Origin of the sequence: Piscinibacter sp. XHJ-5 (assembly GCF_029855045.1) — a bacterium.
Classification (GTDB): Bacteria; Pseudomonadota; Gammaproteobacteria; order Burkholderiales; family Burkholderiaceae_C; genus Albitalea.
On sequence record NZ_CP123228.1, the window covers coordinates 818,667 to 832,594 of the forward strand.

The following is a 13,928-nucleotide window of genomic DNA, read 5'->3' on the forward strand; positions in this document are numbered from 1 at the left end:
AGTGAAACTCATCAAGTACCTGATGGCCGCAATGGCGGTCTGCACGATGGCGCTGTCGCAGCACGCGGCGGCCCAGGACAAGGGCCTGATCGCGATCTCGATGCCGACCAAGTCGTCGGCGCGCTGGATCGCGGACGGCTCGAACATGGTCAAGGTGTTCAAGGAGAAGGGCTACCGCACCGACCTGCAGTACGCGGAAGACGACATCCCGAACCAGCTGGCGCAGATCGAGAACATGATGACCAAGGGCCCCAAGGTCCTCGTCATCGCGGCCATCGACGGCACCACGCTGTCCGACGCCTTGCAGAAGGCGGCTGACAAGGGCATCAAGGTCATCGCCTACGACCGGCTCATCCGCAACTCGAAGAACGTCGACTACTACGCCACCTTCGACAACTTCCAGGTCGGCGTGCTGCAGGCCGGCTACATCGAGAACGCGCTGAACCTCAAGACCGCCAAGGGTCCGTTCAACATCGAGCTGTTCGGAGGCTCGCCCGACGACAACAACGCGTTCTTCTTCTACAACGGCGCGATGTCGGTGCTGAAGCCCTACATCGACAGCGGCAAGCTCGTCGTGCGCAGCAAGCAGATGGGCATGGACAAGGTTTCCACGCTGCGCTGGGACGGCGCGGTCGCGCAGGCGCGCATGGACAACCTGCTCTCGGCCTACTACACGCAGGCGCACGTCGACGCGGTGCTGTCGCCGTACGACGGCCTGTCGATCGGCATCATCTCCTCGCTGAAGGGCGTGGGCTACGGCACGCCGAAGCAGCCGATGCCGGTGGTGACCGGGCAGGACGCCGAGATCCCGTCGGTGAAGTCCATCCTGAACAAGGAGCAGACCTCCACCGTGTTCAAGGACACGCGCGAGCTCGCCAAGGTGACCGCCAACATGGTCGACGCCTTGCTCACCGGCAAGACCGTGCCGGTCAACGACACCAAGACCTACAACAACGGCGTGAAGGTGGTGCCGTCCTACCTGCTCAAGCCGGTCAGCGTCGACGCGAGCAACTGGAAGGAAGTGCTGGTGACCAGCGGCTACTACACCGAAGGCCAGATCAAGTAGACAAGGGACTCTGCTGAGCAGACTTTCTGTCTGCGACTTCGATGCGCCGTTCCCCAGCCCCCTGCGGAAGGGGGCTCCGACATGAGAGACGAGCCCGCTTGAGCCGGCCGCACCACGCGAAGCGACAAGGAGACAACGGGTGGATGCCATCCTGGAGATGCGCGGGATCACCAAGACCTTCCCGGGCGTCAATGCACTCGACAACGTGAACCTGGTGGTCCGGGCCGGCGAGATCCATGCGATCGTCGGCGAAAACGGCGCCGGCAAGTCCACGCTCATGAAGGTGCTGAGCGGCGTCTACCCCTGCGGCTCGTACAGCGGCGACATCCTCTTCCAGGGCCAGCCGCGCTGCTTCACGGGAATTGCCGACAGCGAGAAGGTCGGCATCATCATCATCCACCAGGAGCTGGCGCTGGTGCCGCTGCTGTCGATCGCCGAGAACATCTTCCTCGGCAACGAGCCGGCCACGAACGGCGTGATCGACTGGTACGAGGCCTATGCGCGCACCCGCGCGCTCCTCGCCAAGGTGGGCCTGAAGGAGTCGCCGACCACGCTGATCACCAACCTCGGCGTCGGCAAGCAGCAGATGGTGGAGATCGCCAAGGCGCTCGCCAAGGAAGTGAAGCTGCTGATCCTCGACGAGCCCACCGCGAGCCTCAACGAGAACGACAGCGATGCGCTGCTCGCGCTGCTGCTCGACCTGAAGGCGCACGGCATCGCGTCGATCCTGATCTCGCACAAGCTCAACGAGGTGGCCAAGGTGGCCGACTCGATCACCGTGCTGCGCGACGGCGCGACGGTGGAGACGATGGACTGCCGCAGCGCCGCGGCCAGCGAGGACCGGATCATCCGCCACATGGTGGGCCGCGAGATGGCCGACCGCTATCCGAAGCGCACGCCGCGCATCGGTGACACCGTGTTCGAGGTGCGCGACTGGCGCGTGCACCACGAGCTGCATGCCGACCGCGAGCAGATCAAGGGCGTGAACCTCAGCGTGCGCCGAGGCGAGATCGTCGGCATCGCCGGCCTGATGGGCTCGGGCCGCACCGAGTTCGCCATGAGCGTGTTCGGGCGCAGCTACGGCCAGCGCATCAGCGGCCGCGTGCTGATGCACGGCCGCGAGGTCGACGTGCGGACCGTGGAGAAGGCGATCCGCCACGGCATTGCCTACGTGACGGAGGACCGCAAGGGCCTGGGCCTCATCCTCGACGACGAGATCCGCCGCAACATCACGCTCGCCAACCTGGAGGCGGTGTCGCGCGCGGCGATCATCTCCGAAGGCGACGAGCACCGAGTGGCCGTGGAGTACCGGCGTGCGCTCAACATCCGCTCGTCGAGCGTGGAGCAGCCGGTGGTTAACCTGTCGGGCGGCAACCAGCAGAAGGTGGTGCTCGCGAAGTGGCTGTTCTCCAAGCCCGAGCTGCTCATCCTCGACGAGCCGACCCGCGGCATCGACGTCGGCGCCAAGTACGAGATCTACACGATCATCGACGAGCTCGCGAGCCAGGGCAAAGGCATCCTGATGATCTCTTCCGAGATGCCCGAGCTGCTCGGCATGTGCGACCGCATCGTCGTGATGAACGAAGGGCGCTTCGTCGCCGAATTCAGCGGCCGCGAGGCAACGCAGGAGCGCATCATGCGCGCGATCGTCAACACCGGCGAGACCATCCTGGAGACGGCCCATGGCTGATCAGATCGCTTCCGAGCACGGCCCGGTGACGGGCGCGGCCGCCAAGAAGGCCGCCTTGCACACCGGCTTCATCAAGAACAACCTGCGCGACTACGGCATGCTGATCTCGCTGGTCGCGATCATGGCGTTGTTCCAGGTGTTGACCGAGGGCACGCTGCTGCGGCCGCTGAACCTCACCAACCTGGTGCTGCAGAACAGCTACATCGTCATCATGGCGCTGGGCATGCTGCTGGTCATCGTCGCCGGCCACATCGACCTGTCGGTCGGCTCGGTGTGCGGCTTCATCGGGGCGCTGGCCGCGGTGCTGATGGTCAACCTCGGCTGGCATTTCGTGCCGACCACGCTGGCCTGCCTGCTGGCCGGCGGCCTGATCGGCGCAGCGCAAGGCTGGTTCGTCGCCTACAGCAAGATCCCGTCGTTCATCGTCACGCTGGCCGGCATGCTGGTGTTCAAGGGCCTGAGCCTCGCGCTGCTGCAGGGCCAGTCGATCGGACCGTTCCCGGTCGAGTTCCAGCGGCTGAGCTCGGGCTTCATCCCCGACGTGCTGGGCGGCACCGACCTGCGCACCACGTCGCTCGTCGTCGGCCTGGCGGCGGCGGCCGCCTTCGGCTACTTCAGTCTGCGCGGGCGCGCGCAGCAGGCACGCCACGGCATGGAGGACGAGCCGTATGTGTTCTTCATCGCCAAGACCATCGCCTTCGTCGCGGCGATCGTCTTCCTCACCTGGCTGCTGTCCTCGTACAAGGGCCTGCCCAACGTGCTGATCGTCATGTCGGTGCTGATCGTCGCTTACGACTTCATCACCCGGCGCACGACGGTCGGCCGGCGCATCTACGCGCTCGGCGGCAACGAGAAGGCGGCCCGGCTGTCCGGCATCAAGACCGAGCGGCTCGCCTTCCTCACTTTCGTGAACATGGGGGTGCTGGCGGCGCTGGCCGGGCTGGTGTTCGCGGCGCGGCTGAACACCGCGACGCCCAAGGCAGGCCTGGGCTTCGAGCTCGACGTGATCGCGGCGTGCTTCATCGGCGGCGCATCGGCCTCGGGCGGCGTCGGCAAGGTGATGGGCGCGGTGATCGGCGCCTTCGTGATGGGCGTGATGAACAACGGCATGTCCATCCTCGGCATCGGCATCGATTACCAGCAGGTCATCAAGGGCCTGGTGCTGCTGGCCGCCGTGTTCGTCGACGTCTACAACAAGAACAAGTAGCAGATGACCACCCCTCGTCCGAACAGCGCATCGGCCGGTCCTTCCGGGGGACGCCGGCCGGCCGACGCCCGGCCCGCCATGGTCGCGGGCGCCGGATCGCCGGTGCTCGAGCTCTCGGGCATCGACAAGCGCTTCCTCGGCGTGCGCGCGCTGCACGGCGTGGGGCTGCGCCTGTTTCCCGGTGAAGTGCATGCGCTGATGGGCCAGAACGGCGCCGGCAAGTCGACGCTGATCAAGGTGCTGACGGGCGTGCACGCCGCCGACGGCGGCGCAATGCGCCTGGACGGGCAGGCCATCGCGCCAAGCTCGCCGCTGGAGGCGCAGCGGCTGGGCATCAGCACGGTGTACCAGGAGGTCAACCTCTGCCCGAATCTCACGGTGGCGGAGAACATCTTCGCCGGCCGCTATCCGCGCAAGGCGTGGCGCATCGACTGGGCGGCCATGAACCGGCAGGCGGGCGAGTTGCTGGCGCGACTGAATCTCGACATCGACGTCACGCGCTTGCTGGCCGGCTACCCCGTCGCCGTGCAGCAGATGGTCGCCATCGCGCGCGCCTTGAGCGTGCGGGCGCGCGTGCTCATCCTCGACGAGCCCACGTCCAGCCTGGACGCCGACGAGGTGCAACGCCTGTTCGCGGTGCTGCGGCGGTTGCGCGACGACGGCATCGCGATCCTTTTCGTCACGCACTTCCTCGAGCAGGTGTATGCCTTGTCCGATCGCATCACGGTGCTGCGCAACGGCGAGCAGGTGGGCGAGTGGCTGGCGCGCGACCTGCCGCCGCCGGCGCTGATCGCCGCCATGGTGGGGCGCGAGCTGGCCGCGCGCCGCGAAGCCGTCGCGCCGCCGCCGGAGCACGACCGCGGGGCGCCGCTCGTCGAGCTGCGGGGGCTCGGCCGCAGGGGCGTGATGCAGCCCACCGACCTCAGCGTGCGCGCCGGCGAAGTGCTGGGCCTGGGCGGCCTGCTCGGCTCGGGCCGCACCGAGCTCGCGCAGATGCTGTTCGGCCTGGCCTCTGCCGACCAGGGCGAGCTGCGCATCAAGGGCCAAGCGCAGCGCGTCACGTCGCCGTCGAGCGCGGTGCGGCACGGCATGGCGCTGTGCCCCGAAGACCGCAAGACCGACGGCATCGTGGCCGAGCTGTCGCTGCGCGAGAACATCGTGCTGGCGCTGCAGGCGCGGCGCGGCCTGTGGCGCTTCATCCCCATGGAGGCACAGGCCGAGATGGCCGAGCGCTTCGTCAAGGCGCTGGGCATCAAGACGGCCGACATAGACACGCCCATCGGACAGCTTTCGGGCGGCAACCAGCAGAAGGCCCTGCTCGCGCGCTGGCTGGCGACGAATCCCGAACTGCTGATCCTCGACGAGCCCACGCGCGGCATCGACGTTGCGGCCAAGCAGGAGATCATGGACGAGATCCTGCGCCTGGCGGGCGACGGCATGGCGGTGCTGTTCATCTCATCCGAGATCGACGAGGTGGTTCGGGTGTCCAACCGCATCGCGGTGCTGCGCGACCGCCGCAAGATCGGCGAGCTGCCGCGCTGCAGCGACGAGCAGGACGTGTACCACCTGATCGCGGCGCAGACATGACGACCCGGCGCGCAACTCCGCTGCTCGGCGCCGTGTGGCGCCATCACCTGCTGTGGCCGCTGGTCACGCTCGCGCTGCTGCTGGCCGTCAATGCGGCGTTCAACGCGAACTTCCTGCGCCTCGAATGGCGCGAAGGGCATCTCTACGGCAGCCTGATCGACATCCTCAAGGGCGCCTCGCCGCTGATCCTCGTGTCGCTGGGCATGACGCTGGTCATCGCCACGCGCGGCATCGACATCTCGGTGGGCGCGGTGGTCGCGATCTCGGCCGCGGTGGCCGCCTGGATGATCGGCGGCTCGCTGGTCGTCCACGACGGCGTCGCGACGCACGTCAGCCGATTTCCCATGGGGCTGGCGATCGCCGGCGCGCTGGCCGTGGCGCTCGCCTGCGGCGTGTGGAACGGGCTGCTGGTGTCGGTGGTCGGCATGCAGCCGATCATCGCGACGCTGATCCTCATGGTGGCCGGCCGCGGCGTCGCCCAGCTCATCACCGGCGGGCAGATCATCACGGTGTACTACGCGCCGTACTTCTTCATCGGCAACGGCTACTTCCTGGGCCTGCCCTTCGCGCTGTTCATCGCCGCGGCTGTCTTCGTCGCGCTGCTGTGGCTGTGCAAGCGCAGCGCGCTCGGGCTGTTCATCCAGGCCGTGGGCATCAACCCGTCGGCGGCCCACGTCGCCGGCGCGCCGGCGCGGCGCATCATCTTCGCGGTGTATGCCTTCTGCGGCCTGTGCGCCGGCGTGGCGGGGCTGGTGCTGAGCTCGAATGTGAAGAGCGCCGACGGCAACAACGCCGGCATGCTGATGGAGCTCGACGCGATCCTGGCGGTGACGCTGGGCGGCACGGCGCTCACCGGCGGCCGCTTCAGCCTGGCCGGCAGCGTGGTCGGCGCGCTGATCATCCAGACGCTCACCTATGCCATCTATTCGCTGGGCGTGCCCCCCGAGGTGAACCTCAGCGTGAAGGCGGTGGTGGTGTTCGTCGTGATGCTGCTGCAGTCCGCCGAGTTCCGCCGCGCCGTGGCGAGCTGGGCGCGCCGGCCGGTGCCTCGTGGAGCGCCGACATGAGTGCCCACCTGAGCGTCAATGCGAACCTCGCCACGTCGCCGCTGCCCGCGCGCCAGCGGCGCATCGATCCGAAGTTCCTGCCGCTGGCCGTGACCGTGGGGCTGTTCGTGGCGATGGCCGCCTTCGGCTCGTTCTTCTACAGCGGCTTCTTCTCGCTGCAGGTGTTCCTCAACCTGCTGATCGACAACGCGTTCCTGTGCATCGTCGCCGTCGGCATGACCTTCGTGATCCTGTCCGGCGGCATCGACCTGTCGGTGGGATCGGTGATCGCGCTGACCACCATGGTGTCGGCGTGGCTGGTGGAGAAGCACCAATGGAGCCCGCTCGCCGTCATCCCGCTGGTGCTGGGGATGGGCACGCTGTTCGGCGCCGCCATGGGCCTGCTGATCCAGCGCTTCCGGCTGCAGCCCTTCATCGTCACGCTGGCCGGCATGTTCCTCGCGCGCGGCCTCTGCTATGTGATCAGCATCGATTCGATCAGCATCGGCCATCCGTTCTACAGCGAGGTGTCGCAAGCGCGGATCGCGCTGTGGGGTGACGCGTCGCTGTCGATCGGCGCCCTGATCGCGCTGGCGCTGGTGGCGATGGCCGTATTCGTCGCCCACTTCACGCAATTCGGCCGCACCGTGTACGCGATCGGCGGCAACGAGCATTCGGCGGTGCTGATGGGGCTGCCCGTGCGCTCGACGCTCGTCGGCGTGTACACGCTGAGCGGCTTCTGCTCGGCGCTCGCCGGCGTGGTGTTCACCTTCTACATGCTGTCCGGGTACGGCTTGCACGCCGTCGGCCTCGAGCTGGACGCGATCGCCGCGGTGGTGATCGGCGGCACGCTGCTGTCCGGGGGCGTGGGGTACGTGCTGGGCACGCTGTTCGGCGTGCTGATGCTCGGCATCATCCAGACGCTGATCATGTTCGACGGCAGCCTGAGCTCCTGGTGGACGCGCATCGTGATCGGCGCGCTCCTCTTCGCCTTCTGCCTGTTGCAGCGAGTCTTCGAGGCGGGCCGGCCGCGCAGGGCATGACCCTTCGCGACGACAGCGGCTGAGGGCCGCCTCCTTTCTCTCTCTCTCAATAAAACACGCGGGATGCCCCGCGCTGGGCCTTGCTTTGCCCGGCGTATTCAAACACCGATGCATCGGAGACATCCATGAGCACCACGCAACACCGAGTCGTTTTTCCTCGCTTGACCTTGGCCGCCAGCCTGGCGGCAGCACTGTGCGCCGCGCCTTCGGCCCACGCCGTCGACTGGGGCGGCTACCTGCGCGCGGGCCCGGGCGCGACGAAGAAGGATGCCGCGCGCGCCTGCTACGGGCTGAGCGGGCCGGGGCTGAAGTACCGGCTGGGCAACGAGTGCGACATCTACGGCGAGTTCATCCTCAGCCAGGGCTTCCAGAAGGACGGCGTGGACTACAAGGCCTCGCTGATGACGAACCTGCACAACCCGGGCACCGACACGGGCGACTCCAAGGTGGGCATCAACCAGATGTTCGTCGAAGGCAAGGGCTTCGACATCGCCCCGGACAGCACCTTCTGGATCGGCAAGCGCTTCTACGGGCGCGCCGACGTGCACATCGTGGACACCTTCTACGTGAACATGTCCGGCGTGGGCGCGGGCGTGGACGGCATTGCGGTGGGGCCGGGCAAGCTCAACCTGGCGTACTTCCGCACCGACGGGGACGCGACGCATCCGGGCTCGCGGCTGAATGCGGACCTGAAGGACATCGCGGTGAACCCGGGGGGCAAGCTGCGCGTGACGGGCACGCTCACGCACGGGGACTTCACCGGCGGCAAGAGCGGGGCGGGCCTGAGCCTGCAGCACGAGCAGGACAACGTGCTGGGGCTGGGTGGGGCCAACACGCTGTGGCTGCAGGTGGCCAGCGGCTCGGCGGGGCTGGACGCGAACTTCGGCAGCGACCTGGGCGCAGCGTCGGGCACGCGCGCGTTTCGCATCGTCGAGAGCCTGACCTGGCAGGTCGGCGCGCTGGGCGGGCAGGCGCAGGCGCTGTGGCAGACCGACAAGGACGGCGCCACGGGGCTGAAGACCGACTCGTCCACGGTGGGCGGGCGCATGTCGTACGCGATGAGCAAGCACCTGAAGCTGCTGCTCGAGGCGGGCTACTCGCAGAAGAAGCCCGACAACGGCGCGACGCAGAAGCTGGCCAAGCTGACCTTCGGCCCGGCGCTGTCGACGGGGCCGGGATTCTGGAACCGGCCCGAGCTGCGCCTGTACGTGACCACGGCCAAGTGGAACGACGCGGCCAATGCCGCGGCCGGTCCCGGCGGCGTGACCGGCATCGGCGACGGCAAGACCCGCGGCACCAGCTACGGCGCGCAGGTCGAGATGTGGTTCTGAATCGATAAGACGCCTATCCCGCGGTCCAGCGCCGACCCGTCGATCGAAGAGAGCGATCGACGGGACCCAGCGGCCTGAGGCCCTTCGAGTCCGTGCCTGGCGCGGACTTTTTTTTGCCCCGGAGCAGGAGCGTCGATTGCTGACCGCTCATCGTGCGCGGCATTCCTGCCGCGATGGACACGAGGCGAGCATGACGAAATCGGACAACCCGGGCCGGGGCAAGGCGGCGGCCAAGAGCGGCAAGAAGGCGACGGCGGCCAAGGCGGCGTCGCGCTCGACGGTGGGCGGGCCTTCGCACCCCACGCGCGCGGCAGAGGGCGACCTGCCGGCGGACAAGGCGGCGGCGACGCAGGCGCTGGCGGCCGCCATCCCGTTCAACGAGAACAAGCCGCTGGAGTTCGGGCGCGACAACGCGATCGCGCCGCCACGAGGACAGACCGCCGAGCCGGAGTCGCCGCTGGTCGGCGCCAGCACGCTCACCGAAGTGAACCCGTCGCCCAAGCTCGGCGCGGGCGAGCCGCCCCAGGGCGTAAACGCGACCACGCAGTCGCTGGACCGGGTGCGAACCGATGCGACCGGCCAGGTGCTCACCACCAACCAGGGCGTGGCGGTGGGCGACAACCAGAACTCGCTCAAGGCGGGACTGCGCGGACCGACGCTGCTCGAGGACTTCATCCTGCGCGAGAAGGTCACGCACTTCGACCACGAGCGCATCCCCGAGCGTGTGGTTCATGCGCGCGGGTCCGCAGCGCACGGCTACTTCGAATGCACGAAGGCGCTTCCCGATCTGACGCGGGCCGCCCCGTTCCAGTCGGTCGGCAAGAAGACGCCGGTGTTCGTACGTTTTTCCACGGTCGCCGGCGAGCGCGGGTCGATCGACACCGCGCGCGACGTGCGCGGCTTCGCGGTCAAGTTCTACACCGACGAAGGCAATTGGGATCTGGTGGGCAACAACATCCCGGTGTTCTTCATCCAGGATGCGTTGAAGTTTCCGGACCTGGTGCATGCGCTGAAGCCGGAACCTCATCACGCGATGCCGCAGGCCGCGTCGGCACACGACACGTTTTGGGACTTCGTCTCGCTGATGCCGGAGTCGACCCACATGCTGATGTGGGTCATGTCCGATCGCGCCATCCCGCGCAGCTACCGCATGATGCAGGGCTTCGGGGTGCACAGCTTTCGCCTGGTGAACGAGCGCGGCGAGTCGGTGTTCGTCAAGTTCCACTGGAGGCCGCTGCTGGGCACGCACTCGCTGGTGTGGGACGAGGCGGTGAAGATCGCCGGCGCCGATCCCGATTACCACCGTCGCGACCTGTGGGAGGCGATCGAGGCTGGCGAATACCCCGAATGGGAGCTCGGCCTGCAGGTCTTCACGGAGGAGCAGGCCGAGCGCTTCAGCTTCGACGTGCTCGACAGCACCAAGATCATTCCGGAGGAGCTCGTGCCGCTGACGCCGGTGGGCCGGCTGGTGCTCGATCGCAATCCGGACAACTTCTTCGCCGAGACGGAGCAGGTGGCCTTCTGCACTGCGCACGTGGTGCCGGGCATCGACTTCAGCAACGATCCCCTGCTCGCCGGCCGCATCCACTCGTACGTGGACACGCAGATCACGCGGCTGGGCGGGCCCAACTTCCACGAGATCCCGATCAACTCGCCGGTGGCCGCCGTGCACAACAACCAGCGCGACGGGCTGCACCGCCAGGCCATTCATCGCGGCCGCGTGGCCTACGAGCCCAATTCGCTGGCCGGCGGCTGCCCGTTCCAGGCCGGCGCGCGGGGCTTCGTCTCCTACCCGGAGCCGGTGCAGCAGGACAAGCTGCGAGGCAAGCCGGAGAAGTTCGCCGACCACTACACCCAGGCGCGGCTGTTCTACGAGAGCCAGACGCCCGTCGAGCAAGCGCACATTGCCGCGGCCTTCCGCTTCGAGCTGAGCAAGGTGACCGTGGCCGCCATCCGCGAGCGCATGCTGGCATCGCTGGCCAATGCATCCGAAGCGCTGGCCGCCAAGGTGGCCGAAGGGCTCGGCATGGAGGTGCCGGCGCCGCTGCCACGGGTGCTCGCGAAGCCGGCGAACCCCGAAGTCGCGAAGTCACCCGCGCTGTCGCTGATGGCGCGGCCGGGCGAGGGCGGGATCCGCACGCGCAAGGTCGCGATCCTGGTCGCCGAGGGCGTCGAAGGCGAGTCGGTGGCGACGCTGCAGGCGGCATTGGTCGAACAAGGCGCCGTCGCGCGGCTGGTCGGCATCCGCGTCGGGCGTGTCGTCACGGCATCGGGCGAGGTGATCGAAGCCGACGCGTCGATGGAGAACGCGCCGTCGGTGCTGTTCGACGCGCTCGTGCTGCCCGACGGCGACGATGCGATCCGGCGGCTCGCGGCCGACGGCCACAGCATGGAGTACATCAAGGACCAGTACCGGCATTGCAAGACCATCCTCTCGCTCGGCGCGTCGCGCGCGCTGCTCGACAAGGCGGGCATCGCGGTGGCCGAAGAAGAGGATCCGGGCGTGCGCTGGATGGAAGCCGGCGAGGCCGCCGATGCCGCGTCGTGGCTCGTGTCGGCGATGGCCGCCCACCGGCACTTCGATCGGGAGAGCGATCCGCCTCGGATCTGAGAAGCGGCCTTGACATCGAGTGCACGCGATCGCTTCCAATACGCGGATGGACACCGAATCGAACAAGCGCCTTGCCATCGAGCTCCTCGCCCGCTTTTCCGCCAGCGACATCGCCGGGGTGCTCGATTGCATGACCGACGACGCGACCTGGCTGATCCCAGGCAAGCCGGAAGCCTCCCCGGCGGCCGGCCTGTACGACAAGCGGCGGATCGGCGATCTCTTCCACATCATGCTCGGCCGCCTGAAGAACGGTCTGGCATTGACCGTCGATGGCGTCGTCGCCGAGGGCCACAAGGTGGCGGTCGAGGCGCGCTCGCAGGGCGAGCTCACCAACGGCAACGTTTACCGGCAGCACTATCACATCCTCATGGAGTTCCGCGACGGCAAGGTCTGCGCGGTCAGGGAGTATCTGGACACGCAGCATGCCCATGCGGTGTGGTTCGGGCCGGGGCCGGGGTAGGACACCCGCCATGAGCAGGAGAGGGCTGTTGCTGCTGTCGCTTGCCGCGATGTTCGACATCGGCTTCGCGCAGCCGGTGGCCGAGCCGCCGCGGCGGCCGCGACTGGTGGTGCTCGACTTCGAGCAGGCGGGCGACCTGGGCGACGACTCCATGACGGCTGCCCGTCGGCAGCGCATGGAGCGCGTCACCGCGGAGCTCAAGCGCCGGCTGGCCGAGACCGGCCTGTACGAGGTGGTGGACGATGAACGGGCGCGGGCCCTAATCGACCGTGCGAAGGCGGGCCAGTACCTCCACCGCTGCAACGGCTGTGAGCTGGACATCGCCCGCGCGCTGGGCGCCGACGCGGTGCTCGTGCCCTGGGTGTTCCGCGTGAGCCAGCTCATTCTGACCATGCACGTGGAGATCAAGGACGCCGCGACAGGTGGCTTGCTGATGAAGCGTGCGCTCGACTTCCGCAACGACGTGGATGCGTCGTGGCTGCGCGAGGTGGCCTACTTGATGCGCGACATGAAGGACGGCAAGCTGTGGAACGGGGAGTCCCTCGCGCCGGCCACCGGCAGGTGAGGGCGCTAGCGGCGCGTGTTCAAGGCCACCGCGGCGCGAACCAGTGCCTTGAAAGCGTTCTCGTCCAGCGTGTCCCCTTCGTGGAAGTCAATGGCGCGCCTGACATTGCCTTCGAGACTGGAGTTGAACAGGCCCGAAGGATCCGGCAGCGAGGCCCCCTTGGCGAACGTCGTCTTCACGGCTTTCTTGTAGGTCTCGCCGGTGCAGATCAGCCCATCGTGCGACCAGACCGGATTGCTCCACTTCCACTCCTCGGTCACCTCGGGGTCTGCCTCCTTGATGAGGGTGCGCAGGCGTGCAAGCACGGCGCCCCTCCAGTCGCCCAGCTGGTGGATCCTCGCGTCGATCAGCTCGGATGCGGACCCGGTCGCCTTTGCATCGTTCTTCTTCATGCGAGAGTCCTCAGCGGCGCGCCTGGATCATCTTCCACCCGTTGCCCGACGGGTCTCGGAAGCCGGCATCCACCGTGCCGTAGCGGTCCACGGGATCCTGCGTGAACTCGACGCCCCGGGCGCGCATGCGATCCCAGGCCGCCCGGCAGTCGTCGACGACCAGCACCAGCGGCGGCATCGCGCCTTTGGCGACGAGCGCGCGCAGCTCCTGCGCCGTCTGCGCGTCGACCACCGGCGGGCCCGGTGTGAACAGGCCGAGCTGGAACGACGGCTGCTCCGGATGCTGCACCGTGAGCCAGCGATAGTCGCCGTTGCGCACCTCCGTGTGAACGCGAAACCCGAGCTTGTCGACATAGAACGCTAGCGCTTCGTCCTGATCTCGCACGTACAGACCGACCACTTCGACACCCTGGCTCATGGGACCTCCTTTTCGTCGGACCCGTTTATAACGTCCGCTCCTCGTCGCCGCTTCTCCGAAACTGCGATTTCGAGGCCGGGCCTCTGCGCCGCGCTGAGGATGCAGGCGGGCACGCGGCCCAGCTCTTGGACCGTGCCCCTGAGCCGCGTCCGGGTCGTCCCCGGGCTCTCGCCGGTGATGTCGCGGAAGGTGCGTCCGAAGGTGCCCAGGCTCCCCCAGCCCGTGTGGAACGCGATCTCGGTGATGGAAAGATCGGTCTCGCGCAGCAGGGCCATGGCCCGCTCGATGCGCCGCGTGAGCAGATACCGGTGCGGCGGCACGCCGAACGCCTGCTTGAACGATCGCGCGAAGTGGGCCTCGGACACGCCGCTCACGCGTGCCAGCCGTCCGACAGGCCAGGCCTCGTGCGAGGCGGCATCCATCCGGTCCTTGGCCCGCAGCAGGCGGCGCAGCAGCTCGGGGTCCTGCGGTGCGCGACCCGGGATGCTCGTTCCTTTGGCCGTGGGCATGAC

13 protein-coding genes are annotated in these 13,928 nt (G+C 67.9%); 10 read left to right on the plus strand and 3 right to left on the minus strand.

The window, feature by feature from the left end:
• Positions 1 to 22: 22 nt before the first annotated feature.
• The 10 genes from chvE (at position 23) to P7V53_RS03965 (ending at position 12,606) form a co-directional block, all read left to right on the plus strand.
• Entirely contained in the window at positions 23 to 1,066 is a 1,044-nt protein-coding gene (gene chvE / locus P7V53_RS03920) for a multiple monosaccharide ABC transporter substrate-binding protein (RefSeq protein ID WP_280156425.1), read from the plus strand.
• A 157-nt stretch (positions 1,067 to 1,223) separates the two neighbouring features.
• Positions 1,224 to 2,756 carry a multiple monosaccharide ABC transporter ATP-binding protein gene (mmsA, locus tag P7V53_RS03925; protein ID WP_280156426.1) on the plus strand — a complete coding sequence of 511 codons (1,533 nt, stop codon included), beginning with the start codon at positions 1,224 to 1,226 and terminating at the stop codon, positions 2,754 to 2,756.
• Positions 2,749 to 3,963: a multiple monosaccharide ABC transporter permease gene (gene mmsB, locus P7V53_RS03930; protein ID WP_280154172.1), complete on the plus strand. Its 1,215-nt coding sequence runs from the start codon at positions 2,749 to 2,751 to the stop codon at positions 3,961 to 3,963. The genes mmsA and mmsB overlap by 8 nt, the downstream gene beginning before the upstream one ends.
• Before the next feature lie 78 nt (positions 3,964 to 4,041).
• Positions 4,042 to 5,550, plus strand: coding sequence for a sugar ABC transporter ATP-binding protein (locus P7V53_RS03935; RefSeq protein ID WP_280156427.1), 1,509 nt, complete (start codon positions 4,042 to 4,044; stop codon positions 5,548 to 5,550).
• Entirely contained in the window at positions 5,547 to 6,617 is a 1,071-nt protein-coding gene (locus P7V53_RS03940) for an ABC transporter permease (RefSeq protein ID WP_280154173.1), read from the plus strand. The genes P7V53_RS03935 and P7V53_RS03940 overlap by 4 nt, the downstream gene beginning before the upstream one ends.
• Entirely contained in the window at positions 6,614 to 7,639 is a 1,026-nt protein-coding gene (yjfF, locus tag P7V53_RS03945) for a galactofuranose ABC transporter, permease protein YjfF (protein WP_280154174.1), read from the plus strand. Before P7V53_RS03940 ends, yjfF begins: the two co-directional genes overlap by 4 nt.
• 125 nt (positions 7,640 to 7,764) lie before the next feature.
• On the plus strand, positions 7,765 to 8,970 hold the full coding sequence (locus P7V53_RS03950) for a carbohydrate porin (protein WP_280154175.1): 1,206 nt from the start codon (positions 7,765 to 7,767) through the stop codon (positions 8,968 to 8,970).
• Positions 8,971 to 9,160: 190 nt separating this feature from the next.
• Positions 9,161 to 11,581, plus strand: a complete 2,421-nt coding sequence (locus P7V53_RS03955) for a catalase (protein WP_280154176.1) — start codon at positions 9,161 to 9,163, stop codon at positions 11,579 to 11,581.
• A 46-nt stretch (positions 11,582 to 11,627) separates the two neighbouring features.
• Positions 11,628 to 12,041 (plus strand): nuclear transport factor 2 family protein, encoded by a 414-nt coding sequence (locus P7V53_RS03960; RefSeq protein WP_280154177.1) that lies wholly within the window; start codon positions 11,628 to 11,630, stop codon positions 12,039 to 12,041.
• Positions 12,042 to 12,051: 10 nt separating this feature from the next.
• Positions 12,052 to 12,606, plus strand: a complete 555-nt coding sequence (locus P7V53_RS03965) for a DUF3280 domain-containing protein (RefSeq protein WP_280154178.1) — start codon at positions 12,052 to 12,054, stop codon at positions 12,604 to 12,606.
• A gap of 5 nt (positions 12,607 to 12,611) precedes the next feature.
• Here P7V53_RS03965 and P7V53_RS03970 read toward each other — a convergent pair whose 3' ends face one another.
• Genes P7V53_RS03970 through P7V53_RS03980 form a run of 3 tightly spaced genes read right to left on the minus strand, consistent with a single transcriptional unit; the run spans position 12,612 to position 13,925 of the window.
• Entirely contained in the window at positions 12,612 to 12,998 is a 387-nt protein-coding gene (locus P7V53_RS03970) for a DUF1801 domain-containing protein (RefSeq protein WP_280154179.1), read from the minus strand.
• 10 nt (positions 12,999 to 13,008) lie between these two features.
• Positions 13,009 to 13,416 (minus strand): VOC family protein, encoded by a 408-nt coding sequence (locus P7V53_RS03975; RefSeq protein ID WP_280154180.1) that lies wholly within the window; start codon positions 13,414 to 13,416, stop codon positions 13,009 to 13,011.
• Positions 13,413 to 13,925: an AraC family transcriptional regulator gene (locus tag P7V53_RS03980; RefSeq protein ID WP_280154181.1), complete on the minus strand. Its 513-nt coding sequence runs from the start codon at positions 13,923 to 13,925 to the stop codon at positions 13,413 to 13,415. Before P7V53_RS03980 ends, P7V53_RS03975 begins: the two co-directional genes overlap by 4 nt.
• Between the last annotated feature and the right edge of the window lie 3 nt (positions 13,926 to 13,928).

Bases quoted from the DNA above. Each gene is read 5' to 3' on its own strand.
- mmsA (WP_280156426.1), top strand. From the start codon at position 1,224: ATGCGCGGGATCACCAAGACCTTCCCGGGCGTCAATGCACTCGACAAC.
- P7V53_RS03955 (WP_280154176.1), top strand. From the start codon at position 9,161: ATGACGAAATCGGACAACCCGGGCCGGGGCAAGGCGGCGGCCAAGAGC.
- P7V53_RS03935 (WP_280156427.1), top strand. From the start codon at position 4,042: ATGGTCGCGGGCGCCGGATCGCCGGTGCTCGAGCTCTCGGGCATCGAC.
- P7V53_RS03960 (WP_280154177.1), top strand. From the start codon at position 11,628: ATGGACACCGAATCGAACAAGCGCCTTGCCATCGAGCTCCTCGCCCGC.
- P7V53_RS03940 (WP_280154173.1), top strand. From the start codon at position 5,547: ATGACGACCCGGCGCGCAACTCCGCTGCTCGGCGCCGTGTGGCGCCAT.
- P7V53_RS03950 (WP_280154175.1), top strand. From the start codon at position 7,765: ATGAGCACCACGCAACACCGAGTCGTTTTTCCTCGCTTGACCTTGGCC.
- chvE (WP_280156425.1), top strand. From the start codon at position 23: ATGGCCGCAATGGCGGTCTGCACGATGGCGCTGTCGCAGCACGCGGCG.
- P7V53_RS03980 (WP_280154181.1), bottom strand. From the start codon at position 13,925: ATGCCCACGGCCAAAGGAACGAGCATCCCGGGTCGCGCACCGCAGGAC.
- P7V53_RS03965 (WP_280154178.1), top strand. From the start codon at position 12,052: ATGAGCAGGAGAGGGCTGTTGCTGCTGTCGCTTGCCGCGATGTTCGAC.
- mmsB (WP_280154172.1), top strand. From the start codon at position 2,749: ATGGCTGATCAGATCGCTTCCGAGCACGGCCCGGTGACGGGCGCGGCC.
- P7V53_RS03970 (WP_280154179.1), bottom strand. From the start codon at position 12,998: ATGAAGAAGAACGATGCAAAGGCGACCGGGTCCGCATCCGAGCTGATC.
- yjfF (WP_280154174.1), top strand. From the start codon at position 6,614: ATGAGTGCCCACCTGAGCGTCAATGCGAACCTCGCCACGTCGCCGCTG.
- P7V53_RS03975 (WP_280154180.1), bottom strand. From the start codon at position 13,416: ATGAGCCAGGGTGTCGAAGTGGTCGGTCTGTACGTGCGAGATCAGGAC.